Source organism: Bacillus cereus group sp. RP37 (assembly GCF_040459695.1).
In the GTDB taxonomy this organism is placed as follows: domain Bacteria; phylum Bacillota; class Bacilli; order Bacillales; family Bacillaceae_G; genus Bacillus_A.
Genome location: NZ_JARVHP010000001.1, coordinates 2,176,279 through 2,200,656, shown reverse-complemented (window position 1 = coordinate 2,200,656; position 24,378 = coordinate 2,176,279). Strand labels below are relative to the sequence as shown.

Below are 24,378 nucleotides of genomic sequence, written 5' to 3'. Positions count from 1 at the left end.
CATACTTCTATATTTCGATACCTCTTCACATTTCCTATATATCTTTCTATGACTATCTCTCAGTCGAATTATAATTCGTTATTTTATTAATATTCAATATTTTTAATGTAGTGTTCCTTACTTGTTTAAACCGCTACTGAATTTTTCCGCATATAATATATCGAATTCAGTTGGTTCTATTTTTTGTTTTACAACATTCCCTTGTTCATCATACTTTTTAAAAGTCATTTCACGTCCCGCAATATATTCAGACTCATGCTTCTTCATTCCGTTTTGAAAAAATTCAACATAGTAGCCTTCAACCGCGCTTCTATTCATATTGCTGATTCTTTTTAGATTTCCATCTATGTAAAACTCCACATACTCTCCTTGTTTAACACCATTTTCTACATAGAAATAACATTCTATATTTCCATTCTCATAAACATCATAAGCTAAGCCAGTAAATAATTTTTCTTTATCATCATCTGCACACTCTACTATTCCTAGCCCATAAGGTCCCCCATATTCTAAACACTCTTCAAACTCAAGGCCATTCTGTATTATATACTCCTTCGTTAACACATCATTTAACATCTTCAATCCTCCTTTACAATATTAGCTAATGGTTATGTTATGTAAAAGTAAGTTTTTATCGTGATATACTTCTATTTTTATTATGTAATTTCTATATACAATGAGAGGTATTTTCTAATATTTGTTTATAACGTATGCTATCCATCATAGGCCTTTAAATGTTCAAAATTCATTTATTTCTCACCATATTTCATATTTGCTTTTTCATACTTCCTTTAAACTTGGCTCCTTCTATCTTTGCTCCCTTCCAAACTGTACCGTCAAGTTTAGCACCAGTGAAATTCGCATCCGTAAAATCCCCATTTAAAAGGATCGCTCCTGTTAAATTTACATTTCCCAAATATGCTTTTTCAAAATTTCCTACTCTAGCCTTTCCCCTTAATTCACTCTCACCTTCAACGAACTCATATATTTCTATACAATTTGTATTATCTATTCATTCATATAACTTATCACCAGACACACTTTTCTGTTCAATCCAAACCTCTCATTTACACAGTGCATCTCTTTCAGTAAATTAAAGCAATAGAAACTATCTTTAGTTTTTCCTCTTCTCTTATTTTTTCCCACAACTGTTTGCTAAGTGAACATGTTCATTAAAAATGTTGTTGTTAATTTGTTTTTCATATTTTTTTAATTCTTCATTGATTTTACTGCCAGTTTTACTTTCAAAACTTTTCTCTAATTCTGCTGCTATATCTCTTAGACTCGTTTGTAATTCATGAAATGCCCCTATGTTTTTTTGAAGAGTATATGTATCTTCTTTTATAATGTCTATTGATTTAAACCCTACTTCTGTTTTTAACATCATACGCTGCATTTCTCTTTCAATCTGTTTTTTAGCAGCTTGTAACTCCTCAACTACCTGATCCGCTAAATCTCCTGTAACACTTTCGATTTGCTTTTCTATCTTTTTAATTTCCCCCATAAAATCCATCATATAATTATCTCCTTATCTAAACTGAAAATTCCCTGCTAATTGATTGTCTTTATCCCTAAGTGAATTTGCTGCATCACTAATTTCGTCCCCAAATCTACTTAAACTTTTTTGTTCTTTTCTTAAAAGATGAATTAATTCTTCTGCCATGTGTACATCGTGAAAATAGTCATTTCCACCTTCTTTCGTTTTAGCAATTCGTGAGATGGCTTCATCTATTTCGTATGCTTCTAATAGATGATATTTCCCACCTGGCCCTGTTTCATATTTTAATTGACTTTTCAACTTTTGAACCGCTTCAGCTTCTCTTCTTTGAAACTCTTCTATATTTTTTGCTATATCTGATAATCGATTGCTGAGTGTTTGAATTTTTTTTGCTTGTTTTATAATATCTTCAGGTTCTAATTTTAATATGGGGCTTCCATTTGAATGAAAGGATCCCATAAATGTATCTCTGCCGTGTCCGTCCATAGTTAAACGTGTAAAAAGTCCTTGTTTTGTATCGTTCTGTCTCACTGTGTATTGCTTACCAATTAGAGGTGCACCGAATTGAGTGTGGTTACCAATCGGGTCATTTTCATGTGTATAATCAGTTGCTTTATTTTCCATTTTTCCTTCATTTACTCGTTTTTTTGCTTCAGGACTTAGTACACCATAGGGATTCGGTGCAGCCCATGTAGTTGCATAACAATCTAATTCTGCAGCGATAAGGTCCGCTTCTGCACCACCTTTACTATGTCCAGTAGTATGAAGAGAAGAAGGGTTATATTTTGCTACGATGTCATTTTTTGCCCATTTTAATCCAGTATCAAATGATGTTGCAGAATCAGGTTTTATAGTTTGACTGTTACTTGGAGTAATTACTTTAGAATGTGTTTTAATTCCAAACGTAATCTGATCGATATCTGTTTCGAAATCTGCTAATTGCGTAGGCTCTGTTCCACGAAATGCTAGGATTATATCATCATAATGTGTTGCATTTTCATCATATTTGTCTGCTGGTACTACTGCGATAGCTTCTAATCCATTTTTTACTTTTTGACAATCTGCATCAATTGATTCTATAACTACCCACTTTTTACCATCTGCCATTTTTATTTCTTTACCTTTTTCTAAAACTTGGTCATCATAAACTTGATCTGCTAGTTCGAAATAATTTTCATCTGTCGCAATTGGATTCTTTTTAAATTCACCCATATGTTTCAACTCGTTTCATGGTATATTTTAACTATATTTAAATACAAGGGGATTTTCTATGAAGAAAAAAACGGTAATTATTTTATCCATTATTTGTATTATAGCAGGAGGGTATTTTACAATGGAATACTTAAAACAAAAAGAAGAAGAGGAAAAGTTTTGGAAAGTACAAGAAGCAAGGGTAGAAAAGTATATTCGTTATAATATTCAGGATGTAAAATCGATTACGTTTACAGAAAAGAGTGTAAGTCCTATGGGAGTCCCTAGATTAAAAGGCTATATAAATAATAATAAAGAATTAGATTTCATAGCTCGTATAAGTACAACTGAAAACTTTGAAGGCCAATTTACGCGTTCTGGGAAATTAGGAAAACTGATAAAAGACCCTGAAAAATCGGTATCCGAAATTGAAAAGGAGGAGAAAGAAAAACATCAAGAGTAGTCTTTGCACTACTCTTATTTTCTGTATCCTATTTTAAGAAGAGTGCAATGGTAAGTTTTTTATAAGGGGATTTTTTATGAAGAAAGTAATGATTTTATCCATTATTTGTATTATAGCAGGAGGATATTTTACTATGGAATACTTAAAGCAAAAAGAAGAAGAGGAAAAGTTTTGGAAAGTACAAGAAGCAAGGGTAGAAAAGTATATTCATTACAATATTAAAGATGTTAAATCTATTACATTTACAGAACGTGAAACTAGTCCTATGGGCATTCCTAGACTAAAAGGGTATATAAATAATGACCAACAATTAGATTTTGTAGCTCGTATTAGTACTACAGATAATTTCGAAGATAAATTTGACTGTTCCGGGGAATTAGGAAAACTTATAAAAGACCCTGAAAAATCCGTATCCGAAATTGAAAAGGAAGAGAAGGAAGAGAAAAAACAATAGTCTTTGCCCTATTTTTGTCTTCCCTACCCCATTTTAAGAAGAATGCAATCGTAAGTTTTTCATAAGGAGATTTCCAATGAAGAAAGTAATCATTTTGGTTGTATCTGCTTTGTTACTCATGGCAGGAGGATTTTTTACTTTAGAATACTTAAAACATAAAGAACAAGAAGAAAAGTTTTGGAAAATACAAGAAGCAAGAGTAACGAAGTATATTCATTATAATATTAAAGATGTAAAATCGATTACATTTACAAAACAGGATGTAAGTCCAATGGGTGTTCCTAAATTGAAAGGGTATATAAATAAAGATGAAAATTTATGGTTTATAGCTCATATTAGTACTACAGAGAATTTTGAAGATGATTTTGGATGTTCTGGAGAACTATACGATAACTATGTTAAAAAACCGAAAAAATCAGTATCCGAAATTGAAAAGGAAGAAAAGAAAAAAATCAAAGAGTAGTCTTTAAGATTACTCTTTTGTTTTCCTATAAAAAATAAACCAAAAGTTGGTTATTTTTTATATAGTAATAATCATTTTACTATCTATAAGATAAATTTTTTTATATTTGATACCCATATGCCTATTAATCTCTTTATTTTAGTCTTATTCCTTTTCCAATCTTTATTATCTCTCATCTATCTTACGTTTTATGTATGCAGCGATTTCTATTCTCTTGTTTAGCTATGTCTCTTACATTTGTAGAAACATGAATTATTCAACCGAAGATTTATAATCACTCTTTACATTTTTTAATCCTTCTATTACATTATTAATTCTTATCGATAAATCTTTTATTTCCTCTACTGTCAATTCACCTTCTGCCTCTTGAAGATTAAACATACTTAGCTTCTTTGTTATACCTTTAACACGCCCAACAAAAGCCATATTGATGATTGACTGCTATTTCTCCTATGGCAGTATCAACGATAACATCTTCAATCTTTCCTACATTATCAAATTCATCCGCTAGTTTTGCCATAGCATATCGATACCCTCTCTCTTCACCTAATAACTCTTCATACGCCTCCCGAATTGCATGAAATAATTCATTATACTCCCAATCTTTCATACATGCTCCCTCAAAAAAATCCCCATGCTTATGTGAAAATAATCTTTCAACACAAATATGAGGATTTCCTTATTTCATTACTATACTTTATACATTTTATTCGTTAGAATCTTCGTCTTTCAATTTATATACTCTATCTCTTTTCTCATCACTTTTGACAAAAATAAGCTTTTCTTCTTTAACAAAACCTTCTAATAGTAAGCATACTTGCCCATATGCTTTAGGCTTATTCGTTGTGAATCTCTCATCTGATATTTTACCAGCTCGTATTAATTGTTCGCATAACTCAAGTGCACTTATTTCTTCAGAATTAATTAACTCTAAAATATCCTTTTGTAAGGGCGATAAAGGTTCGGGAATCTCAGCTACCTCCACCTTTTCTCGTTTGTTTTCTTCTTCAAATAAATCTTCGAATGAAATTTGATTCATACTTCTTTTCCTTTCTAACGATTGATTTGTATAACATGAACTGAATCCTATAGCATATGTATTATTATGTATTACTTACCTTTTTCATAAATCTCAAACTCATGTACATCGTTTCATATAGTATATTTTGATTATACCAAATATACGTTCTGTTTTCTATTGTAGAATTCGTTATAATAGGAATGAAAGTAATTATGAACATTTTTCTCGTTGTTAGTCGTATAACCCCTGTAAAAAAATAGAAATACAATCTATAAATTTGTATAATAAAATAGCACGAGTGAAATTTTATTATAGAAAGGTTCTGGTAATATGTTAGGTATTCATGTTGAAAAAACAAAAGATGAACTAATTATTTCATGGCAATTCTCTAAAATTCATATTCCATTATGTGAAATCACTGAGGTAACGGAAGATAATACATATGCTGGTGTTGAAGAAAAAAGCGTAATCCGAATTGGAACAGCATATGGTACAACTGATCGTATTTTAATTAAGACAGTAAAGCAAAATTATTTACTATTCACTACTAATAGAGTATCCATTTTAAATAAAATAAAAGCTTAATTGTTTTTCTTCCTATATTTAAATGTTAAACGCCTACATTCTATTATAGGAAACGCTACAAAAGATTCGTTGATTACTCCTGCTCCTAATTCGGAAGCATATGGTGAAACTATATAACACAAACCCCTAGCTCTTCGCTAGGGTGTTCTTACTTTCAACCATAATACAACCCTTCTTAACCTTTATTAATACGATGTACTTATAACATCATATTAATAGTTTTATAACGGATTGATGTCTTCATTTTTCTACTTAAATCGCGACATCCTAATAACCTATTCTTGTTATTTCTTCATTTATTAAACAAATATCTAACCCAAGAAAAGGAACAAACCCGAAACATTCATTCTATGTAAGTGTTCCATACTTTTCTATTACATCAATATATGGCTTCCATCTCAAGTGTACATTTTTAAATATTCAGCAATTTCTACTTCTCCTCTTTCAATAGCAAATTCGTAAGCTCCCATCTCTTTCATAGTATCCCCTGTATACTTTACAGTACTATCAATACCATTCTGAACAAGATACTTTACAATATTAAGATGCCCACCATAAATCGCTGAGAATAGAGGATTTCTATTTGGGTCACTAACATCTAATATTGCACCATTATCAAATAAGTACTCTACAATACCAATTTCACCTTCACTAGCTGCATGTGCAATAGGCGCTGACTTTGGTACACCTTCATTAAGGTTAATATCCATACCAGACTCAACAAGAAATTTGATCATATCCAATTCACCAGCTCTAGCCGAAACATGTAGCCAAGTTCCAAACGGTGTTACAAAATCAAGTAAACTTTTATCAGTGATAATTATCTCTTTCGCTTGTTCTATATCACCATCGCCAATTAAATCATAGATTTTTATCGCTTTTTCCCTACTTTTCATAGAATCCCCCTGCATTATTTTCATCTAGCTTAAGTAGTTACACATTGACTACGATACATTTAGCTTATTGCTGCTGAGAGAGCAGATTTAAGCATAGTATCAAAATCGCAAAAAGTTTCCATATGCTCGCCTGAAGGCTTGTCTAGTTCAACAAATTTCTTTTTGGAAACATTATAACAATACCAAGCTATATCTGAATCTCCGAAAAAAATCAGCTCCTCTTCGTCTTTAATTGATTCCCATATTTCATTAGCATCAAAAAAACTATCTACCTGATTTATTGGCTTAAAATCTAAAAAACTTTGGTCAATCCCATATATTATTAATCCATTAAATTCAATTCCATTAACTGTTTGTAAAAATTCATAGTACTGCTGTGGCAGGACATCTTCACCAAATTTTTCTACTACAGATTTACGAAATTTTGATAACTCCTTTTCGTTGATAGGTAAATTGAGTTTTCGATTTCGTTTCTTTCCTATTTTGGATATATGATTAATCTTCTCTCTCCACATAACTTCACCTTCTAATAAATATTCAATCCTTTTTTAGGCTAGAATTACACAAAGTTATCCTCAATAGTACGCCCCATTACAAGGATTGGTTTCAAATTGCCCATTGCTTTTGGCGTGCTATTCAAATATTTTTGGAAGCCACTCTAGCTAGTATTAACCATATGATTTATCTAGATTGATATTTTAATGAAATATATTAAAGCTATTTTCATGATCCTACACGCAAACTTTAGAGTTATTTTATAATTAAAGTATTAAATAACCTCTTTACAAATCAAATCAACTTTTTCAAAATATTGTTGTGGTTGTTTCTCACTTATTTCTTTCAAAATTTTAATAACGCCTTCTTTATTTGTAGTTTTAACCTTCTTCAATACATTAATAAATGGAATAATAAAATCATCTGAAGCTAGAAGACTTCTATAGAACCTTTTAGCACAATATTTAGCTTGTGGCAAAACAATACTTATCCCTTCAATAACTTTACTTAAACCATCTTCAACTCCATTTTTTTCGATTATATAAAAAATCGATTCAATTAAATCACCAACAATCGAAGGTTCATCTATTTCATCATGAAATACACTGCATAGATCAATAATTACTTTATTATCTGCCTTTTGCAATATTTCATTTAAGATTTCTTCAAATAGCTCAATGCTATCATCTTCATGCTCCAGAAAACGTATTCTTTTTAAAATAGATATCTTTTTTTCTAATGACATTTATTCCCCTCCATACTTTGAGTATAGTTTATTAAAGCGTTTCAAAAAATTCATAGTTTAATAAAAGAATTAACTTTTAGAATACGAGTCTATCTTTTGCTATTAATTCAAATAGATTGGTAATTGATTTAACCATTCTTCAAAATTATCGGCTTCCTTAGTTACACCATGTTCTTCATGAAAATAAAAGTAAACTCCCGTTTGCTGGCTCTCTTTTGAATGAAGACAAAAGTAATCTCCATTACCTATACTATAAAAAGGGATTAGTTCGTTTTTCCAAAAACCTTCTTTCATTTCATAATCATAAATAAATTCAATAGTATCATTTCCGTTCGTCTTACCACTAGAAACATTTAAAATATCCCCTGGAAATACATATTCAGACATTAGTTCAATAAAGCATTTAAATTCTTTAGGAAATTGACATCCAAATTTTTTCTCCAGTTCCCTCCAATCATTATCTGAAGGGGAATCTAAATCCTCTAATTCTTTATCTAACATACTGTCTAATAAGTTTGCAATTTCATCTTTTCCCACAAACTATCCCCCCTTATACTGGAAAAAAGGCTGAATTCTATTTTATTTACAAGTATTCTCTCGATTAAAGTCAAATGCTGCTTCAACGCCATTTTTCATTAATTTTTGTAATCATACATCAAGCCCATTAGTAAAATAACAATATTTTTTCCTCAACTATTACTTGTATCTAGTTCTATACATCTATTCCTTAGTAACATTTTGTTTACCAACCAGTATGTTACTAGGAAAAGACCCTCTTTTGAAAAAACGAATCAAAAGAGAGCCTTTCTTTATGACTATATTTCCTATCCATATCTTCTGTCTAAAAGACTATTTAATTATTATGCATTTCTACGTTTCATAAATAATATTGCTCCAAGAGTTAATAACAAAAGACCGGCCCCGACTGAGAACCACGTAAAGTACATATTTCCACCTGTAGCTGGTAATGTTCCAGCTTTTGATGTTTTTCCTGTTTTAGGTTGCTCTAATTGCGGCTTTTCCTGCTGTGTTTTTTCTAATTTTTCCACTTTGAACTTCACTGTATGGTCCGCATCTTCAATGTCAACGTTGATTGCTACTAAGATATCATCTTGATATAGTTTTTCAAATACTACTACTTCTTTACCTTGTAGTTTAGAAGCATTAAATGTGAAATCAAGTGTGATAGAACCATTCTTCTCTTTTGCAGTAAATTTAGATTCTACTGCTACTTCTTTACCGTCAACTAGTAAAGGTTTCTTTGTTGCTTTATCCATTAGTTTACCTTTTGCTACATATTCTTTTCCTACGATTAAGTCTTTGTATTCCACTTTATCTTGGATCGTGACAGATTCGTTTGCATGTATCTCTTTTCCACCATCTGCTTTGTTTGTTGCTGTTGTTTTGATTGTTGGTTCTACGAATCGAACTGTTTGCCCTACATCGTTAATGTCAGATTGAACTGCCACTAAAACACCGTCTTGATATACCTCTTCAAACACTACTACTTCTCTTCCTTGCTGCTCTGCACCAACGAAAGGAAAGTCTAGTGTTACAAAACCATTCTTTTCTTTTGCTGTAAACTTAGTCTCAGCTGTTACTTCCTTTCCATCTATTAATAATGGTTTGTTCATAACCTTGTTCATTAATTTACCTTTTACAACATATTCTTTTCCTACGATCAAGTCCTTATATTCCACTTTATTTTGGATCGTGATGGAATCTTTTGCATGCATCTCTTTTCCACCGTCTGCTTTGTTTGTTGCTGTTGTTTTAATTGTTGGTTCTACAAATCGAACCGTTTGCCCCACATCGTTAATGTCAGATTGAATTGCCACTAAAACACCGTCTTCATATACCTCTTCAAATACTACCACTTCTCTTCCTTGCTGCTCTGCACCAACGAAAGGAAAGTCTAATGTTACAAAACCGTTCTTTTCTTTTGCTGTAAACTTAGTCTCAGCTGTTACTTCCTTTCCATCTATTAATAATGGTTTGTTCGTAACTTTGTTCATTAGTTTACCTTTTACAACATATTCTTTCCCTACGATTAAATCTTTGTATTCCACTTTATCTTGAATCGTGATGGAATCTTTTGCATGCATCTCTTTTCCACCATCCGCTTTATTTGTAGCTGTTGTTTTGATTGTTGGTTCTACGAATCGAACCGTTTGCCCTACATCATTAATGTCAGCATGAGTTGCCACTAAAACACCATTTTCATATAGTTCTTCAAACACTACCACTTCTCTTCCTTGTTGTTCTGCACCAACGAAAGGAAAGTCTAATGTTACAAAACCATTCGTTTCTTTTGCTGTAAACTTAGTCTCAGCTGTTACTTCTTTTCCTTCAATTAATAATGGCTTATTTATAACTTTATTCATTAGTTTACCTTTTACAGTATACTCTTTACCAACAACTAAGTTAGTGTACTCTACTTTGTCTTGGATCGTGATAGACTCCTTTGCATGCATCTCTTTTCCGCCATCAGCTTTGTTTGTAGCTGTTGTTTTCAATGATGGAATCTTTTCAATTTCTGCGCTAGCCTTTGGTAACATTAAGTTAAAGAAAAGAGATATGACAGAGAGTAAAGCTAGAATCCTAATTACATATTTCCTCCCCATATTTACAACCTCCTGTTTGATTTAGATTACAAACATTTAAAATATTCTTACCAAAACACAATTCCATTATAAAACAAATAATTACATACTTTAACATTTTATTTTAATTTTCCGAATTTTGATTATTGGGATTTGCCAATGACTTGTTATGAAATGAAGCGTATTTCCTGAAACAAACTAGGAATTACGTGCTCGATTTAATTTATACATGAAAGATGATTCGGTGAGAATCATTGAGGAAAATAGATTGTTGGCAAGAGTAAACGATGAGTTGTGTGTAACCATAGATAATAAGTATAAAAACGTATGAGATGAGATATTCGATACAGTAAAAAATGAGACACCTACCCTATGATAGGACAGCTATCATAGGATATCTATTTTCAAACACCTTATATCTATAACCCTAGTAAAGATCATTTTTGTGTATGAATATATTCTCTAATTAGTTTCACATCACTTTCTCTCTTTTCATCAGGAGAAACTCTTAACTTTTTATACTTCCATATAAGTAATCTCTCATAATAATTATAATTATTTTCTTCCTCTAATAAAGTATAATCAAATTCAACATCAAACTTACCAGTAGAGTATAACTCAAATGTTATATTAGTCCATGGTTCCTTCTTATTTCTTTTAAATTCTTCCCATAACTCTCTAAAGATACTGTCAAGAAGATTTAATTGGTGATCAGTCTCATCTTCATCAATCCCTTCCATATCTTCAATATCTAAACTGTATATCGGTTCCTGCTTATTTTTTGGATAGTAGAAAAATACCGTCGAATCACTATATTCATCAACTTCTGAATATACCATTACTTTTTCCCACGGTTCTGGAATAATACTGTTTAACTGCATAACTACTTTTTGATAAATACTTTCCACGTTCTCTACATTCATTTACTTTACTCCCTTACAGTAATATCCTTTTGTCAAAATAATAAATCTGAAAGCCTCTTTATCTTGCCTCCAGTTTCTTCGTTCATTATTCTATTGGACCTATAAATTGAGTAATGAAATAAACATGCTCGATAAGTTTAACCTTTTGTAAGTTTTCTACTTTTTCTGATTCACCTAATGGAAGTAACGGTGTGTAACCAAAACATTCATCAATTTCAAGGCTTCCGTACCTGTGTATTGCCTGTTTGTAAGGCATCCAATCCAATACTTTCTCTAAAAAATAGTCATCTTTCGTATTTTTAAAGAAAAACTTAAATTTTCCACCTGCTACATCTACCGTACCTTTTCGATACTTAAGTAATAATAAATAGTTATTTTCCCACACAAGAATATCTCCCATACCTGTTGTAAAAACCGGGATAGCCTCTTCATAACGGATATAACTTTCCTTTAATATATCTAAGTATTCTTCTGGATTTATCAACCTTAAATATCCGTTTAACATACTTCCAAATCCATATTGTTTCCATAAAGCTATTATTTGTTCAGGAACTTTACCTGTATACTTTTCAACAATCTCTTGTGACGACTTTTCGAAACATATAAAATCACTTATCTTTTCCATAGTATCTCCTTATCACAATTTCCCTAAGATTGAATTTACTTGTTCTAAATATAAATCTGGGTCGTCCTCTCTTATCTCAAGAAGAATTCCTTTAATTATTTGCTTTGTTGAACTATTTATATTTTCTAAAACATTCATATACGATACGACTAAACCTTTTGAATGTAAAAGTGTCCGATGAATTCTTTCCGCCCAGAATTCTGCATGAGGTAACATTTTAGGAATACTAATAGCTAATTTGTATAGCCCTTCCTCTACCCCGGAATGTTCAGCAATATAAAAAATCGTTTCAATAAGGTAGTCACCCGCTGATGGCTCAGCAATATCATCCTCAAAAATTATACAAAGATCAGAAATTATATCATTTGTCCCTTCATTCGCTAATTCATTGAGAATACTCTCAAAAACTTCAATATCATCCCCTTCATTCTCTAGAAAACGCATTTTATATAAAATGGAGATTTTCTCATTAAAATCCATTTACTTCTCCTCCTTTTTACAACATCGTTATTATAATTTATCACATATTTTCACATCATTATGTTCATAATACGTTCAATTAATCTATTATAATAAATTATTACTTTCTAATAACTGATACCAATCATCCTCTTTACTACCAACAGTTTCACTAATCCCTCTAAATTGAACAAACTTATTACCTAATTCACAATATTTTTTTCCTACATAAAAATGTTGTAAGAAATTATTAAAATCACCATATGATTCAATAATAAAATTTTGATTACTTAAATCTCCATACAAACAAGAAACTTCTCCATTCATCTTATTAATAAACAATGGATACCTTTCAATTTTCCCTATACAAATCCACTTATCAGCACCACCTGGCATGTCCTCCGTATAAAATTGAATACTTTCGCGTTTTAGATGACCATATATAGTAATTACTCCACCGTTCAACCTTTCATATTTTTTTATAATAAAATTATAATCTTTCAATGGGCCTTCTTCTAATTTTTCATCAAAAATTTTTTCTACCTCTATAATTTCACCAATAAGCAAACAAAATGGATTATTACCTAAAATATCCTTAATTAATTCTATTTTTTCTAATACTGATTTCTCCATTTTCTCCTCCCATTCATTATCTATCTAACTAAAATATAACTATTACTGTACCCCTTTTAAAGGTTATTATTTTTCACTTCATCAAACCACTCATCAGCAATATGGCTAGCTGTTTTAACTTCGTCATTCGTATATACTAAATCATACTTATATTGAGCTTTAAACTTGCCACTTTGAACATCATATATCAATTTCATCTCAGTTAGCATGTCACGCTCATACCCTCTGCATAATTCTTCAATTTTCTCAATATCTTCACATATAATGCGCAATGCCATAGACTGTCTTTTGATAGACACATCATATCTGCCGCCTTCATCTTCCAATGCATCATTTACTTTATGACGTTCTACATACTTATTGTTAATGCAATAAAAGAAACTTCCCGAAATAATTCCTTCCTCACGCGAAGCATAAACGTACACTTTATCCGCTCTATCTTCAACATATTCCATGCATATAGATATCATATCAGCTTGCAATTCACTAAACTTTTCCTCAAATTCTTTCATACTACTTTTTCACTCCTTAGATTAAAATTCAAATGGCAACGTCTTGATACCCCACTTCAGCTACTTTTTCATTTAGTAGACGTATTCCTAGTCCATTCTCTGTATCCCACGTACAATCGAAAGTTATCCCAATATCTCGCTCTTCATGAATATCTCCATATGGGACTACAATTCCAACTAAAGTGATTCTCCTAAGTAATTGGTCAATAGTTTCGATATACGGATAATTTTCATTAAATCCAATATCATACCCTAATTGTTGACGCTCTTGCTTGTAAAAAAACTTGCTGCAATTGTTCCCAATTTTGCAATAATGAATTATAAGCAGTATATTGTCCTTCATCAAACTTACCGTCTTCTTCACCTTTTACTATCAATGCTATTTCAACTTCTTTTCCACAAAATTCAACGTTAATGTCCTTAACCCATCCATATGTATACTCAATCTCACCAAAAACTGCATCATTTATAATCATTTTTAACTCTCCCTATTTACTCCCTTGGATCCATATCGATTTCTCTATTCGTATGAAAGTTACCCTCTGATATTAACTGTTTTTTCCAGTAGTTTCTATACTCAGTATAGTACTATCAATTGCTAATTTTTCAATGAGTTTTTTCGCCTTCCCGTATGGAAATCTCTCTACTAATATATAAGGCAGATTTTTTGAACCCTTTAGCAAATCAATTGCGGAAATCTCAAGCCCTAATACGTTCTTTATTCTTATTACATCTTTCAAACCTTCACTAGGAGTTTTCACTAACACTATATTACAAATATCAGACGACTTATGTATCGTTTTCTGTTCTATTTCACTTACACAACCACTATTTACCCATTTTTTAAAATCAGTGGTAATTACAGTAGCATGGCTTGGATTCATGTCCCCAGAATCAGTTACTACCACCTCTTTTTCCTCTGCATGTTGAGCCATTAAAAATACATTACCCCCACCGTCATCACCAATTGAGACATACCCCCTCGCATACTCATCTACTTCCCAAACCTCGTTCCTTTCTGCAATATGCTCCGTACCATAAATAAGTAACCCACCACCTATTGAAAAGCCATTTGTACATCTCAATAATTCCTTATATACATTAGGTAATGTAACATTCATGCGATTTTCTACTGCTTGAATTTCAATATCACTCGCTGCTGACTTTTCTATCAAATCTGGAATATTAAATAAATTAATCATTTAATAATCCCTCCTAAACTATCAAGATATTTAAACGTATCGCCTGTCCTCTCTCTATAATCGTTTCGCAATAGAGTTCATGAAATTCATAAAGTATGTCGGTATGTAAGCCTTCATTTTTAATTTGGTAAGTAGACAATCATTTTCCCTTTCATGTACTCACCTTTCCATCCTCCCATTTTATACACCTTAAATACCTTTTCATAAAAATTATCCACTTTTCCATTTACTAAACGATTTAGTGCACACATCTCAAGATCTCTTTCTACTTCTTCAAGAATATTTATATGATCAATAGAAATAAACGCCTGATAATAATTATAGTTATCAGAAAAAACTTCATATAACATCTCTTTTTTTGATTCCATATTAGGGTTATAAGTTCCTTCTAATAATTTTGCACTTTCATCCGATTTCATATCATCCCAAACGATTTGGGTAACATCCAAATCTTGAGACCAAGCCAATTCCTGTGCTTTATCAAAATCATGAATCATTTCAATGTCATGTAATAATTCATGTAACTTTATATCATTCCTATCAAATAAGCTTCTTTTTTGTATATACTCGATAACTTCCTCAACTAACTTAGTATTTTCACCATACTTCATCCCTGTATCCACCTTCCGCGTCCTTCGTCCTTCAGTCCCATTCTCCATACTGTATTCACTTATGGATATTCATTTGAATTTCATTGATTTTTTGTAAGTATCTTTGCTCATGCAGAGCTGCCTCGAAACCCAATGCCCTAAAGTCTAATCAAAAACAACTCTTAATCCTAGGTTTTACAATAAATAAAAAGAATCCATTTTGAAAAAAAGATTGATCAAAATGGATTCTTCTTCAGCAGATTTTTTGTTTCGGCTTTATAAAAATTCGAGCATTTTCTGCCTGTATTGCTCCATTCATCGTGCTTGATTATTCTCTTAAAAGTGAAGAGTTTCTATTAAACTTTTTTAATATACTCATACACTTCTTTAGGTTTTATATTAAGCATGTGAGCAATCTCCGTTATTTTCTTTCCTTCTTCCTTCATCTTTTTTACTTTTATCTCCATTGTTTGCTCATATTCTTCTGCAATATCAAATAATGGACTTAATAAAGAGTGCCATATTTCAAAATCAGTAAATTTATTTCTTTCCAAAAACTCATTTAGCAATATTTCCAATTCTTTAGTTTGTATCATTCTTTTACCTTCTTGTTTCTCAGTAAGAAAATCACCTATATCTTTCATAAAATTAATAAATGAGTCCATCGAATCTGCAAGAAAATCGCCACCACTCCAACTGTCCATTCCGTGCATGATGGAAGATATAGGGTATCTTTCCTCACTTAAATCAATAATAATTGGATCTCCACACATCGTTTCATATGCAATAACAATCCAATTTGCGTCCCAAGTATCTTCCTCATCGGTTACAAGGGAGTTTCCATCGGTGTCAATACTGTATCCTACTTGAAATTCATCTAATTGCTCAAAAGAACATACATCAAAATTTACATACTCTCTAATTTTTTTATGTTCTAAGTTAATAAGTTCTAAATTTCTCTTTATCTCTACTTTTTGATGATAAGAATTAAATTGTATCATTGTCATTTTTACTACATCCCTATTTATACTTTATATGTATTCTTTTGTATCTGGTTGTTTACTAACAAACTAAGCCAAGAATATTAATAATAGATATTGTTATTTTTTCTTTACCTCATATGAAGATTCTGTATATACAGTCAAAATAAAGTAATTTATATCCGAATATGTATTTGCAGGACTACTATGCCGAGGGTATAAATAAATTGTTTATAAGATCTGTGAAACCTCCTTTAATATTTCATCTTCCTAACTTAGAAACTCCCGATATCATTTTAAAATCCTTCAATTTAGTCGATTGGAGATTATTTCATTAACTCTTTAAAAAAATCAAATACTCTCCATCCTCTATACTAAAACATCTACCTCTAGATTTCTTATTAGCTATCTCTAAATACCCTCTAGCTTTAGAGAAATCTCCTACTTCATAAGCCACCTTGCCAGCCCAAAATTCTCGTTCGCCTGTATCTCCTCTTTCAGGATCTGCGACAAATATTTTATCAACCCATTTTTTCATCCGTTCAACATCACTTAATATAATCGAGATATCTAAAATACCCCATATTATTAAAAAACTTTCATCATAAGTTATTTTATCATTTGGAAGCTCTCCCCATGCTTGCTCCAATAAAAAAACAGACTCTTCTAAATTCCCTTTATCAAACTCTTCATTACTCTTATCCATTAATTTTTGTATAAAGATACCTTTTTCACCTGTTACATAAGCCATTCCTATCTACCTCCAAAATTACCTATGTAAAAAAGCACCTTTTGTCTTTTGAAAAGAAAGGCTTTTCTTTACTTCAAAAAATACTTTAATACATTTAATCCGGTGTAATATATATACGTGGTCATTACATTAAATTTCTAATCTTCATAAATTACCGACCCTATATACTTAAAGTTCCTACTATCCAGTTTTGCTTCTTCAACAAGTTCTTCATACTCAAAATCATATAACCTAATGACAGTATTGTATTGTTCTTCTAAATTTTCACCATAAAAGTCTATAAGTTCACTTATAATTAATTCAGAATACGAAGCATTCTGTAGTAATTCAGACAAAGACGATGTAACATGTTCATTATATGTACATTCTAATAAGTCTTGGTTATACTCAATGAAATCTATTTGAAAATCAGTCATAAAACACGAAGGGATTCTGTTCCCCTCATTATCATATTTTATTTCTACATACTTTCTTAACACCATTTTGCTAGTACAATTTCCAAACCAAAGAGAAACAACTCCTGGACTTTCCATATTAATCCTCCTTTCCAATTTTTCTATGTTCTAATAGTAATAAATTAGGCACACTGTTTTAGATATAGTGTAATCAGCTTCTTAAATTCTTTTTAAATATTTCAATTATTCACCAGTTAAATTATTAATAAATCTTATTTTTCCATTTTCAGAAACTAATTGTAAATCACTACCTATTGGTAGCTCGTATATTCCCAGAATGGCCAGTTCAATATTTGCTACGGCATTAAAATCACACAACGCTAAATTTTCAGAATTATTAATATAATCATCATCATCAATTTTCGAAAATAATTTCCAACCATCATCTGCTGCTTCTATTAAATTTTCTCTCAATATCCGTTTCAATTTTCCTGTTTTATTAATTATATTTTTTGAAACAATACAGGCACCAGTTTTTTAATAATTTAATAGGTTTTTTTGATTCATTTTTCCCCATTCCTCTAATTAATTATGAAATAACCCTTTCATTTTAACTTTCTATTAATCATGTAATTTACTTAAGAACTCTGTGAACGTATTAGCAACAAAAAATACATTTTCCCTTGCAACTTTCTCTGCTTCTTCTGTTGTAATCCCTTCACTTTTTATTAACACTTTTTTCTCCCATGCGCCTTCATGCTCCCAATAGATGACAATTGGATTTTCTTCATGATTTTTATAATCAAAACAGATCAAATTTCCTGAAGGATCAATTGCAAAAGGAATAACCTGATTAGGAATTGTTCCTTTATAATTTTCATAAATCTTTAATATATTCTCTATGCGTTTTTCATCATAAGAAAGTAACGAGCCAAATACCCGCTCTACTTCGTTTACATCAAAAGCTTCGGGTTCTGCACTTGCACCATTATTTTCAAGTACACATTCAATATAATCTTGTGGAAAATGAACGCCCATTTTTCGGGCTACCTCTAGCACATAATGCCGACTAACAAGTTTATCTGGGTTATCCCATTCTATATGACTCATCTAATACCATCTCCCCATAATTTATTTTCATCTAAGTGGTTGATACCAATTGCACTTTATCTGGAATTTGGTATTATCGCTATTCTACAAATGAATGCTCAAACTTTCATGAGTTATTAATTCAATTTAAATATATCTATTAATTTTGATTTTTTAAAGGTTATTATTTTTCACTTCCTCAAACCACTCATCAGCAAAATCATCCGCCGTTTTTATATCATCATTTGTATGGATTAAATCATACTCATATTCAGCTTTAAACTTACCACTCTTAGCATCGTATATTAATTTCATCTCAGTTGGCATATCTTTTTCGTATTCTTTGCATAACATTTCAATTCCTTCGATATCTTCACTTATAATTTGTAGAACCTGAAACATTTGTTCTGGAGATACATCATATCTTTTTTCTCCATTTTCCAATGCATCATTAACCTTGTGACACTCTACATACTTATTGTTAATGAAATAAAAGAAACTACTAGAAATCATATCTTCTTCACATGAAGCGTACACATATACTTTATCAGCTCTATCTTCAACATATTCCATACATATGGATATCATATCAGCTTGCAATTCACTAAATCTATCTTCAAACTCTTTCATACTACATTACACTCCTTTTATAAAATTTTAAATTTTGCATTACCTGGCTTACCACCTATATTGTAAGTAACTATAAATTTGTATAGACTCATATCATTCCCAAAGTATATTACATCAACCTTAACTGTTACTTCTTTTGGTGATTTTTCTTTTAAAGCTGCAGCTCATTTATTTTCAACTTATTTATATTTCTTCAAATTCACATCAGTTAATTGCGAAACTAAACTTTCAATTTCAGGTGAACCTTCAAATCTATCACCTGCCAAATGTCCTGCATAATCTTGCCCTTTTACGCAGCTAAACATTTAACTTTTTAATAATTTAAGATACTTAGTATTCTTCGGATTCCCAAAACATCTACCTTCTGATTTTTTATTGGCAATACTAAAAAATTCTTTTGCGGTTTCTAAATCACCTAATTCAAAAGAAACTTTTCCTGCAATAAATTCCTTATCACCGGAATCTATACGTGCAAATCCAGTTAAAAATATTTTATCTGCCCACTCTTTTGCTTTTTTTAAATCATTTAGCATAAAACAAGTGGAGATAATATCCTTAACTAAATGGTAACTCTCTTCACAATAAATACCTTTAGGGTCAGGTATTATATCCCATGCCTCTTCTAATAACACAATAGAATGATTATAGTTACCATTATTAAATTGTTCATTGCTTTTTTCCAAAAGACTTTCGAATTCTTCTTTTATAGGTGATTGTAAAATGGCCATATTTATCCTCCTCAAATCATATCCTTAATCAATTCAAAATACTTATCATCCTCATTAAAAAAGAGTTTATAGCCTTCTAAAATGTAAGCTCTTAACAGATACTCCTTAGCTTTATCAAGCTCCCCACACTCGAATAAACTCTCTCCAAGCCTCAGTAAAATAAATGGATTTGAAATACCATCCGGACAGTTTCGTGCATTATATAAATTACTTTTTGCTTTCTCATACTCACAATTTAAAAAATAAGTATCTCCTAATGCTGTATAAATCCATGTACTTGTTTCCCAATCGGTCTTCGGTAACGGAACCAAATCCAGAGCAGCTATATAGCTCTCTATTGCTTTATCATCTTTTCCTTTTTCAACAAAAGCATCTCCTTTGTTACATAATCTCACAATTCGGTCATACACTTGATCGTTGAGTTCCAATATAAATCCTCCCAATAATTATTTATTTGTTGGCAAGTAGTTTTCATTTAACTTTGTACCTGCGAATCGATTTAAACTATCATGATCTAATACATAATTATTGGAGTCTAACATCCATTCTCTAACCGCTGGGGACTTCACTCCATAATGTCTACCTGTATGTACTATTCCACCATAAAACTACATCAGTTAAATGAGTCATATCTGCTTGATCTAGAGGATACCATTTATTATCACTTGCCATAAATTCTATTTCACCATCACGTTTTGTACGGATTTTTGATGAAATTGAATTTCCCATTCTTTCCATTTACTTCTCTCCCCGTATTGGAGCCTTTCCCAGGCGTATTCCCCAACAGGTCGATGCCATTTTCCATTTGATCTTGATTGATAATAGCCTTTAGGTACATTACCCGTACCCTATGTTGTAATCTTAAAATAAAAAGCACTTGTTGTCTTTAGCTGACAATCAAGTACTCAAAGTTCATCTCTTTTAAATAGCATTAATTTTGTAAGTTTTAGAGTACTATGGCACCTTTTATATGTATTGACAACTACTACGTAAAAACTTATGGGTTTATTGGTTTCATGCCCATTCCATGTGTTTATATTCACCACTATGTAAAATTTCATTTTGCCTAAGCTCGTACTTTGTTTTCTATTCTATCATCGTACATTGTACTCCATGATGGTACTACCTTCATGGGCTCTGAATTTCAGCATATCATCTTTCATGTTGTCCAAAGTAAATATCCATAAAAAGCACATCATTAATTCATAATTTAAAAATATCCTTGTTCAATTTCGCAAATAACTACTCGAAATAAAGGTTATAATCTATCTCAACCTTACTAAGACCATCTAGTACTTTCTCTACCCTATTAGTCAAGTCTACTATTTCTTCATGTGTCAGTTCGTTTGTAACATCTAAATCTTTAAACATACTTAATCTCTTTGTTATCCCTTCAACATATCCAATAAAGACCTTATTTTTGGATAACAATATTTCACCTACAGCAGTATCAACAATAAAGTCTTCTACCTTTCCAACATTTATATATTCATTAACAGTTCTCGCTATTGCATAATCATGTCCCCTATTTAATTTTAAATAATCATTATAGTCTTCGTTAATCACCTCAAATATTTCATTATATTCCCAGTCTTCCATGATATCACTCCTCTTTTATAGTTTAAGTCTTTCATCGTTATTGCGAATAACTTCCAATTCAATATTCTTATATTTATTAGCAAATTCAGCTATTACTTTGCTACAACTATCACACGTATCTATTTATCTAAATGATATAATTTTACCAGTAATATTTACAGCATACCCCAGTTTTAAAGCAATTTCATTCAAAAACATATACTCAATCTTACAATTTTTTATATCTGTTAAAAAACCAGCATCCATGGTCAATGGATACTGGCATAATATTCTTACGTATCAAACATATTATAACAAGTAAATGTAATACCTCTAGTCTTGTTCTTTTAATCCAATGTTTTCTCTTTTAATATCAAGTACATCTGAAACACCACATTCATCAAATTTTCCTATTAAATATTCATGTCCTTTTTGTAAAGCTTTGATTCTTTCTTCTGTATAAATAGGTATTAAAGTATAAAAATTAATCATTCTATTTTCTGAATCTACAAAACTTCTTACCTCTTTAGATCTACCGATTAAAATACATGATAATTCTGTATTAGAAGCAAATGGCATTGGAGGTTCTCCATTTGGAAGAATGACCCCTTCCTCTAACCAACCATCATATTTATGAGGTATGTGAGCAGCCATTCTCACCCACTTCAAAGGCCAATAATTATCTTTGTTCGTCAATTCTGTTTTGTTTATTGGCCAATTTGCAGGCAACTTTAATACTAATTCAGCATACTTAAATCCCTTACTGTCTTCCGAATCATCCATTGCAAAATCACTCATCCCAGTAGTCACAAGAGTTATAAAATCATGTTTTTTTGATGGCAATATAATTTGAATATCAATTGATACCTTACTACCGGGTATGATTTCACTGATAGTATCCTCAATGGGGCCGAATTGTTCTGTTATATAATCTAAAATCTCAGTTTTTTCATTTTCCCCAGTATCTTTATATGCCCCTCTTTTAGTAGCATCCAATAAATTCGCTATTTCTATTTGCCCTTGTTCATGTGCAAATGCTAACGCATTCATATTTTTCATATATTCTCCCGTGTACTTAACGTGAATGTCAATTCCATTTTCAATCAGAAGTTTTACAATATCTATATATCCACCCTGAATAGCACCAAACAAAGGATTCCTTTCCGGTTCACTCGTATCCATTTCAGCTCCACAAGTCAATAGATACCTAACAATTTCAAACTGTCCTTTTGAAGCCGCTTGGTTAAGTGCCCCACCACCATATACATCACCGCGCTTATTTATATCAGCACCTAATTCTATAAGTCGCTTGACTATTTCAAGCTTTCCATGTGTGGCTGCAACATGAAGAAAAGTTCCAAACGGTCTCATCGACATATTCAAGAGCTCAGTATCTGAACCAATTAACTCAACTACACCTTTAACATTATTTTGCTTAATGGCTGTACGAATTCCTTTAGCTAGTTGAATATTTTGCATATTAATCCCCTTATCTCAACTTCTTTTTTTCTCCGTAAAGATGCCGATAATTTTCTTATAGCGTTATTCAAATTAACTCGTAATGGTACTACATTTTAAAGTTCATTGTATCCACACCCAAAACACTATTCTTTATGCTGCTCTTTTAGCATTTCCATTCCGTACAAAAATCTCTTAATAGAATCCTCGTTCTTCAATAATTTACTTAAGTATAGTAACACATCAAACTCTTCAGGATCTGCATCATAATAGATCATTCCCGGATCAATAAAAGGCTCGTAAACTATATGGCAGATATTTCGGCCTGCTATTGTTACACTAAAACATCTTTCATATTTGGAAATATACCTATTTACACAAATGAAATTGCCTATCGATGTTTCAAATGAAAGTCCATTATAGAAAAAATATAATTTGTTATTTTTAATATATATACCAACTACCTGCCCATCTTCACTAAATCCTCCAACACCTTGTCTAACCAACTCTACCTTGTTCTTTTCGACTATTGAATATCCGCTACTTTCTAACATGATATATGTTCCTACCTTGGAGTAATTATTCATTATTATCATAAATTGCCTCTCCTAATGCTTTCATTCTAATAGTATATGTATTACATCATCTTTTTACATTGATTATTAAACTAATATGAATTTGTATTAATCTACTATAAGTTTTAATATGCTCAATCCAGTACTAGTACAATCCACTGTACTCAAACTTTCTTCCCTTCATGAATGTCCAAATATTTCTTTTTGAAATTAGATTTAGGTATGAGGTTAAATTGTATATTCCCATATTGTCATTCATACGAATTTACCTCTGGAAGATACTCATAATTATAGCCAACTTTAAATTTACCATCTATCATCAATAGGTATACTATATTGATAAATTCCAACAAATTCTAATTCGTTACTTTTATATTTAACCTTTCTTTGCTTAGCATTGTATCCCATATTGTAAATTAAAATGGCTGCGTTAAATTTCTTTTCACAGTTTGTATACTTAAATCGTTGAATAAATTGATCAACGTAAGAAAAACCTTTCAATAAATCCTTTATATTATTTTTTGATTGACTAACCCATTCCTTTTCAACTAAATCACGATCATAATAAATCAAATTAAAGTCCTTTTCGAAATTAGAAGATATACTATCTCCATCTTCTGTATATTCATTATTTGTATAATTCAAAAATTCATCCTTACTCTCAAAATTTCCAACCCATATGGATACTTTCTCTTTCATAATTCTACTACCTTTCTATTCACACATTCTTTTATACATAAACCTACAAACTATTTATTAAACTTTCTTCTCATCATTATTAGTAATAGGATCGTCATTTAATACATACTTTTTGCCTATAGTTAAAAATTCAGTTC

General features: G+C 31.1%; 35 protein-coding genes and 3 pseudogenes. 4 read left to right on the top strand and 34 right to left on the bottom strand.

Features of this window, described 5'->3' with window-relative positions; all coding sequences use genetic code 11:
- Positions 1-117: 117 nt before the first annotated feature.
- The 4 genes and pseudogenes from QCI44_RS11760 to QCI44_RS11745 form a co-directional block, all read right to left on the bottom strand.
- Positions 118-576, bottom strand: a complete 459-nt coding sequence (locus QCI44_RS11760; RefSeq protein WP_016134933.1) for a toxin-antitoxin system YwqK family antitoxin — start codon at positions 574-576, stop codon at positions 118-120.
- Positions 577-766: 190 nt separating this feature from the next.
- Positions 767-937: pseudogene (locus QCI44_RS11755) on the bottom strand (pentapeptide repeat-containing protein); the annotation flags it as partial.
- 195 nt (positions 938-1,132) lie between these two features.
- On the bottom strand, positions 1,133-1,516 hold the full coding sequence (locus QCI44_RS11750; RefSeq protein WP_016134935.1) for a hypothetical protein: 384 nt from the start codon (positions 1,514-1,516) through the stop codon (positions 1,133-1,135).
- Positions 1,517-1,528: 12 nt separating this feature from the next.
- Positions 1,529-2,710 (bottom strand): alpha/beta hydrolase family protein, encoded by a 1,182-nt coding sequence (locus QCI44_RS11745; RefSeq protein WP_016087147.1) that lies wholly within the window; start codon positions 2,708-2,710, stop codon positions 1,529-1,531.
- A gap of 58 nt (positions 2,711-2,768) precedes the next feature.
- Between QCI44_RS11745 and QCI44_RS11740 the strand changes: the two genes are divergently transcribed.
- From QCI44_RS11740 to QCI44_RS11730, 3 genes are all read left to right on the top strand, one after another.
- Entirely contained in the window at positions 2,769-3,152 is a 384-nt protein-coding gene (locus QCI44_RS11740) for a DUF1433 domain-containing protein (RefSeq protein ID WP_016087146.1), read from the top strand.
- Positions 3,153-3,228: 76 nt separating this feature from the next.
- The gene (locus tag QCI44_RS11735) at positions 3,229-3,606 is read left to right on the top strand and encodes a DUF1433 domain-containing protein (protein ID WP_098560904.1); all 378 of its coding nucleotides are present in this window, start codon (positions 3,229-3,231) and stop codon (positions 3,604-3,606) included.
- A 76-nt stretch (positions 3,607-3,682) separates the two neighbouring features.
- Positions 3,683-4,069 carry a DUF1433 domain-containing protein gene (locus QCI44_RS11730; protein WP_098986842.1) on the top strand — a complete coding sequence of 129 codons (387 nt, stop codon included), beginning with the start codon at positions 3,683-3,685 and terminating at the stop codon, positions 4,067-4,069.
- 252 nt (positions 4,070-4,321) lie between these two features.
- Here QCI44_RS11730 and QCI44_RS11725 read toward each other — a convergent pair.
- Positions 4,322-4,679 (bottom strand): annotated as a pseudogene (locus QCI44_RS11725) (Imm3 family immunity protein).
- A 96-nt stretch (positions 4,680-4,775) separates the two neighbouring features.
- Positions 4,776-5,108 carry a DUF3895 domain-containing protein gene (locus tag QCI44_RS11720; RefSeq protein ID WP_098560906.1) on the bottom strand — a complete coding sequence of 111 codons (333 nt, stop codon included), beginning with the start codon at positions 5,106-5,108 and terminating at the stop codon, positions 4,776-4,778.
- A gap of 312 nt (positions 5,109-5,420) precedes the next feature.
- On the opposite strand from QCI44_RS11720, the gene QCI44_RS11715 reads away from it, so the two are divergent.
- Entirely contained in the window at positions 5,421-5,675 is a 255-nt protein-coding gene (locus tag QCI44_RS11715; RefSeq protein WP_000900622.1) for a SunI/YnzG family protein, read from the top strand.
- A gap of 398 nt (positions 5,676-6,073) precedes the next feature.
- On the opposite strand, the gene QCI44_RS11710 is transcribed toward QCI44_RS11715, so the two are convergent.
- From QCI44_RS11710 to QCI44_RS11575, 28 genes and pseudogenes are all read right to left on the bottom strand, one after another.
- Entirely contained in the window at positions 6,074-6,571 is a 498-nt protein-coding gene (locus QCI44_RS11710) for an ankyrin repeat domain-containing protein (RefSeq protein ID WP_098560907.1), read from the bottom strand.
- A gap of 59 nt (positions 6,572-6,630) precedes the next feature.
- Positions 6,631-7,086: a YrhA family protein gene (locus QCI44_RS11705; RefSeq protein ID WP_098560908.1), complete on the bottom strand. Its 456-nt coding sequence runs from the start codon at positions 7,084-7,086 to the stop codon at positions 6,631-6,633.
- Positions 7,087-7,340: 254 nt separating this feature from the next.
- Positions 7,341-7,811 carry an Imm30 family immunity protein gene (locus tag QCI44_RS11700; RefSeq protein ID WP_098560909.1) on the bottom strand — a complete coding sequence of 157 codons (471 nt, stop codon included), beginning with the start codon at positions 7,809-7,811 and terminating at the stop codon, positions 7,341-7,343.
- Positions 7,812-7,913: 102 nt separating this feature from the next.
- Positions 7,914-8,348, bottom strand: a complete 435-nt coding sequence (locus tag QCI44_RS11695) for an SMI1/KNR4 family protein (protein ID WP_016087134.1) — start codon at positions 8,346-8,348, stop codon at positions 7,914-7,916.
- 323 nt (positions 8,349-8,671) lie between these two features.
- A complete protein-coding gene (locus QCI44_RS11690) occupies positions 8,672-10,435 on the bottom strand; it encodes a VaFE repeat-containing surface-anchored protein (RefSeq protein ID WP_353811140.1) in 1,764 nt (587 codons plus the stop codon).
- Between the two features lie 416 nt (positions 10,436-10,851).
- Entirely contained in the window at positions 10,852-11,337 is a 486-nt protein-coding gene (locus tag QCI44_RS11685) for an immunity protein YezG family protein (RefSeq protein WP_098560911.1), read from the bottom strand.
- An 85-nt stretch (positions 11,338-11,422) separates the two neighbouring features.
- A complete protein-coding gene (locus QCI44_RS11680; RefSeq protein ID WP_241950175.1) occupies positions 11,423-11,962 on the bottom strand; it encodes a T6SS immunity protein Tdi1 domain-containing protein in 540 nt (179 codons plus the stop codon).
- A 12-nt stretch (positions 11,963-11,974) separates the two neighbouring features.
- Positions 11,975-12,442, bottom strand: a complete 468-nt coding sequence (locus QCI44_RS11675; RefSeq protein ID WP_016087129.1) for an Imm30 family immunity protein — start codon at positions 12,440-12,442, stop codon at positions 11,975-11,977.
- A gap of 87 nt (positions 12,443-12,529) precedes the next feature.
- A complete protein-coding gene (locus QCI44_RS11670) occupies positions 12,530-13,054 on the bottom strand; it encodes a hypothetical protein (RefSeq protein WP_016087128.1) in 525 nt (174 codons plus the stop codon).
- A 56-nt stretch (positions 13,055-13,110) separates the two neighbouring features.
- Positions 13,111-13,566 (bottom strand): immunity protein YezG family protein, encoded by a 456-nt coding sequence (locus tag QCI44_RS11665; RefSeq protein ID WP_353811139.1) that lies wholly within the window; start codon positions 13,564-13,566, stop codon positions 13,111-13,113.
- 28 nt (positions 13,567-13,594) lie between these two features.
- Positions 13,595-14,042: pseudogene (locus QCI44_RS11660) on the bottom strand (DUF2004 domain-containing protein).
- 72 nt (positions 14,043-14,114) lie between these two features.
- A complete protein-coding gene (locus tag QCI44_RS11655; RefSeq protein ID WP_353811138.1) occupies positions 14,115-14,768 on the bottom strand; it encodes an SMI1/KNR4 family protein in 654 nt (217 codons plus the stop codon).
- 119 nt (positions 14,769-14,887) lie between these two features.
- Positions 14,888-15,379 (bottom strand): cytoplasmic protein, encoded by a 492-nt coding sequence (locus tag QCI44_RS11650; protein WP_098986840.1) that lies wholly within the window; start codon positions 15,377-15,379, stop codon positions 14,888-14,890.
- 335 nt (positions 15,380-15,714) lie between these two features.
- On the bottom strand, positions 15,715-16,365 hold the full coding sequence (locus tag QCI44_RS11645; protein WP_353811137.1) for an SMI1/KNR4 family protein: 651 nt from the start codon (positions 16,363-16,365) through the stop codon (positions 15,715-15,717).
- A 307-nt stretch (positions 16,366-16,672) separates the two neighbouring features.
- Positions 16,673-17,089, bottom strand: a complete 417-nt coding sequence (locus QCI44_RS11640) for a hypothetical protein (protein WP_098560913.1) — start codon at positions 17,087-17,089, stop codon at positions 16,673-16,675.
- 137 nt (positions 17,090-17,226) lie between these two features.
- Positions 17,227-17,622 carry an immunity 22 family protein gene (locus tag QCI44_RS11635; RefSeq protein ID WP_000445625.1) on the bottom strand — a complete coding sequence of 132 codons (396 nt, stop codon included), beginning with the start codon at positions 17,620-17,622 and terminating at the stop codon, positions 17,227-17,229.
- A gap of 105 nt (positions 17,623-17,727) precedes the next feature.
- A complete protein-coding gene (locus QCI44_RS11630; RefSeq protein WP_483299558.1) occupies positions 17,728-17,958 on the bottom strand; it encodes an immunity protein Imm33 domain-containing protein in 231 nt (76 codons plus the stop codon).
- A gap of 147 nt (positions 17,959-18,105) precedes the next feature.
- Positions 18,106-18,594, bottom strand: coding sequence for an SMI1/KNR4 family protein (locus tag QCI44_RS11625; protein WP_016087121.1), 489 nt, complete (start codon positions 18,592-18,594; stop codon positions 18,106-18,108).
- A 153-nt stretch (positions 18,595-18,747) separates the two neighbouring features.
- Positions 18,748-19,203, bottom strand: a complete 456-nt coding sequence (locus QCI44_RS11620; protein WP_098413140.1) for an immunity protein YezG family protein — start codon at positions 19,201-19,203, stop codon at positions 18,748-18,750.
- Positions 19,204-19,508: 305 nt separating this feature from the next.
- Entirely contained in the window at positions 19,509-19,931 is a 423-nt protein-coding gene (locus QCI44_RS11615; protein WP_000996346.1) for a hypothetical protein, read from the bottom strand.
- 11 nt (positions 19,932-19,942) lie between these two features.
- Positions 19,943-20,359, bottom strand: a complete 417-nt coding sequence (locus tag QCI44_RS11610) for a tetratricopeptide repeat protein (RefSeq protein ID WP_000422370.1) — start codon at positions 20,357-20,359, stop codon at positions 19,943-19,945.
- Positions 20,360-20,377: 18 nt separating this feature from the next.
- Complete coding sequence (locus QCI44_RS11605) at positions 20,378-20,500, bottom strand: hypothetical protein (protein WP_255290093.1); 123 nt, start codon at positions 20,498-20,500, stop codon at positions 20,378-20,380.
- Between the two features lie 10 nt (positions 20,501-20,510).
- The gene (locus QCI44_RS11600) at positions 20,511-20,669 is read right to left on the bottom strand and encodes a hypothetical protein (protein ID WP_211481063.1); all 159 of its coding nucleotides are present in this window, start codon (positions 20,667-20,669) and stop codon (positions 20,511-20,513) included.
- A 504-nt stretch (positions 20,670-21,173) separates the two neighbouring features.
- Entirely contained in the window at positions 21,174-21,530 is a 357-nt protein-coding gene (locus tag QCI44_RS11595; protein WP_098986737.1) for an Imm3 family immunity protein, read from the bottom strand.
- 15 nt (positions 21,531-21,545) lie between these two features.
- Positions 21,546-21,653 carry a deaminase domain-containing protein gene (locus QCI44_RS11590; protein WP_223261054.1) on the bottom strand — a complete coding sequence of 36 codons (108 nt, stop codon included), beginning with the start codon at positions 21,651-21,653 and terminating at the stop codon, positions 21,546-21,548.
- 189 nt (positions 21,654-21,842) lie between these two features.
- Positions 21,843-22,988, bottom strand: coding sequence for a suppressor of fused domain protein (locus QCI44_RS11585; protein ID WP_016087116.1), 1,146 nt, complete (start codon positions 22,986-22,988; stop codon positions 21,843-21,845).
- Between the two features lie 125 nt (positions 22,989-23,113).
- A complete protein-coding gene (locus QCI44_RS11580) occupies positions 23,114-23,563 on the bottom strand; it encodes a hypothetical protein (protein ID WP_016087115.1) in 450 nt (149 codons plus the stop codon).
- Positions 23,564-23,848: 285 nt separating this feature from the next.
- The gene (locus tag QCI44_RS11575) at positions 23,849-24,241 is read right to left on the bottom strand and encodes an immunity 22 family protein (RefSeq protein ID WP_353811136.1); all 393 of its coding nucleotides are present in this window, start codon (positions 24,239-24,241) and stop codon (positions 23,849-23,851) included.
- Between the last annotated feature and the right edge of the window lie 137 nt (positions 24,242-24,378).

What these genes read in the sequence shown, in the direction of transcription:
- QCI44_RS11760 (WP_016134933.1), bottom strand. Translation starts at nt 576, where the DNA reads ATGTTAAATGATGTGTTAACGAAGGAGTATATAATACAGAATGGCCTT.
- QCI44_RS11750 (WP_016134935.1), bottom strand. Translation starts at nt 1,516, where the DNA reads ATGATGGATTTTATGGGGGAAATTAAAAAGATAGAAAAGCAAATCGAA.
- QCI44_RS11745 (WP_016087147.1), bottom strand. Translation starts at nt 2,710, where the DNA reads ATGGGTGAATTTAAAAAGAATCCAATTGCGACAGATGAAAATTATTTC.
- QCI44_RS11740 (WP_016087146.1), top strand. Translation starts at nt 2,769, where the DNA reads ATGAAGAAAAAAACGGTAATTATTTTATCCATTATTTGTATTATAGCA.
- QCI44_RS11735 (WP_098560904.1), top strand. Translation starts at nt 3,229, where the DNA reads ATGAAGAAAGTAATGATTTTATCCATTATTTGTATTATAGCAGGAGGA.
- QCI44_RS11730 (WP_098986842.1), top strand. Translation starts at nt 3,683, where the DNA reads ATGAAGAAAGTAATCATTTTGGTTGTATCTGCTTTGTTACTCATGGCA.
- QCI44_RS11720 (WP_098560906.1), bottom strand. Translation starts at nt 5,108, where the DNA reads ATGAATCAAATTTCATTCGAAGATTTATTTGAAGAAGAAAACAAACGA.
- QCI44_RS11715 (WP_000900622.1), top strand. Translation starts at nt 5,421, where the DNA reads ATGTTAGGTATTCATGTTGAAAAAACAAAAGATGAACTAATTATTTCA.
- QCI44_RS11710 (WP_098560907.1), bottom strand. Translation starts at nt 6,571, where the DNA reads ATGAAAAGTAGGGAAAAAGCGATAAAAATCTATGATTTAATTGGCGAT.
- QCI44_RS11705 (WP_098560908.1), bottom strand. Translation starts at nt 7,086, where the DNA reads ATGTGGAGAGAGAAGATTAATCATATATCCAAAATAGGAAAGAAACGA.
- QCI44_RS11700 (WP_098560909.1), bottom strand. Translation starts at nt 7,811, where the DNA reads ATGTCATTAGAAAAAAAGATATCTATTTTAAAAAGAATACGTTTTCTG.
- QCI44_RS11690 (WP_353811140.1), bottom strand. Translation starts at nt 10,435, where the DNA reads ATGGGGAGGAAATATGTAATTAGGATTCTAGCTTTACTCTCTGTCATA.
- QCI44_RS11685 (WP_098560911.1), bottom strand. Translation starts at nt 11,337, where the DNA reads ATGAATGTAGAGAACGTGGAAAGTATTTATCAAAAAGTAGTTATGCAG.
- QCI44_RS11680 (WP_241950175.1), bottom strand. Translation starts at nt 11,962, where the DNA reads ATGGAAAAGATAAGTGATTTTATATGTTTCGAAAAGTCGTCACAAGAG.
- QCI44_RS11675 (WP_016087129.1), bottom strand. Translation starts at nt 12,442, where the DNA reads ATGGATTTTAATGAGAAAATCTCCATTTTATATAAAATGCGTTTTCTA.
- QCI44_RS11670 (WP_016087128.1), bottom strand. Translation starts at nt 13,054, where the DNA reads ATGGAGAAATCAGTATTAGAAAAAATAGAATTAATTAAGGATATTTTA.
- QCI44_RS11665 (WP_353811139.1), bottom strand. Translation starts at nt 13,566, where the DNA reads ATGAAAGAATTTGAGGAAAAGTTTAGTGAATTGCAAGCTGATATGATA.
- QCI44_RS11655 (WP_353811138.1), bottom strand. Translation starts at nt 14,768, where the DNA reads ATGATTAATTTATTTAATATTCCAGATTTGATAGAAAAGTCAGCAGCG.
- QCI44_RS11650 (WP_098986840.1), bottom strand. Translation starts at nt 15,379, where the DNA reads ATGAAGTATGGTGAAAATACTAAGTTAGTTGAGGAAGTTATCGAGTAT.
- QCI44_RS11645 (WP_353811137.1), bottom strand. Translation starts at nt 16,365, where the DNA reads ATGACAATGATACAATTTAATTCTTATCATCAAAAAGTAGAGATAAAG.
- QCI44_RS11640 (WP_098560913.1), bottom strand. Translation starts at nt 17,089, where the DNA reads ATGGCTTATGTAACAGGTGAAAAAGGTATCTTTATACAAAAATTAATG.
- QCI44_RS11635 (WP_000445625.1), bottom strand. Translation starts at nt 17,622, where the DNA reads ATGGAAAGTCCAGGAGTTGTTTCTCTTTGGTTTGGAAATTGTACTAGC.
- QCI44_RS11625 (WP_016087121.1), bottom strand. Translation starts at nt 18,594, where the DNA reads ATGAGTCATATAGAATGGGATAACCCAGATAAACTTGTTAGTCGGCAT.
- QCI44_RS11620 (WP_098413140.1), bottom strand. Translation starts at nt 19,203, where the DNA reads ATGAAAGAGTTTGAAGATAGATTTAGTGAATTGCAAGCTGATATGATA.
- QCI44_RS11615 (WP_000996346.1), bottom strand. Translation starts at nt 19,931, where the DNA reads ATGGCCATTTTACAATCACCTATAAAAGAAGAATTCGAAAGTCTTTTG.
- QCI44_RS11600 (WP_211481063.1), bottom strand. Translation starts at nt 20,669, where the DNA reads ATGGAAAGAATGGGAAATTCAATTTCATCAAAAATCCGTACAAAACGT.
- QCI44_RS11595 (WP_098986737.1), bottom strand. Translation starts at nt 21,530, where the DNA reads ATGGAAGACTGGGAATATAATGAAATATTTGAGGTGATTAACGAAGAC.
- QCI44_RS11585 (WP_016087116.1), bottom strand. Translation starts at nt 22,988, where the DNA reads ATGCAAAATATTCAACTAGCTAAAGGAATTCGTACAGCCATTAAGCAA.
- QCI44_RS11580 (WP_016087115.1), bottom strand. Translation starts at nt 23,563, where the DNA reads ATGATAATAATGAATAATTACTCCAAGGTAGGAACATATATCATGTTA.
- QCI44_RS11575 (WP_353811136.1), bottom strand. Translation starts at nt 24,241, where the DNA reads ATGAAAGAGAAAGTATCCATATGGGTTGGAAATTTTGAGAGTAAGGAT.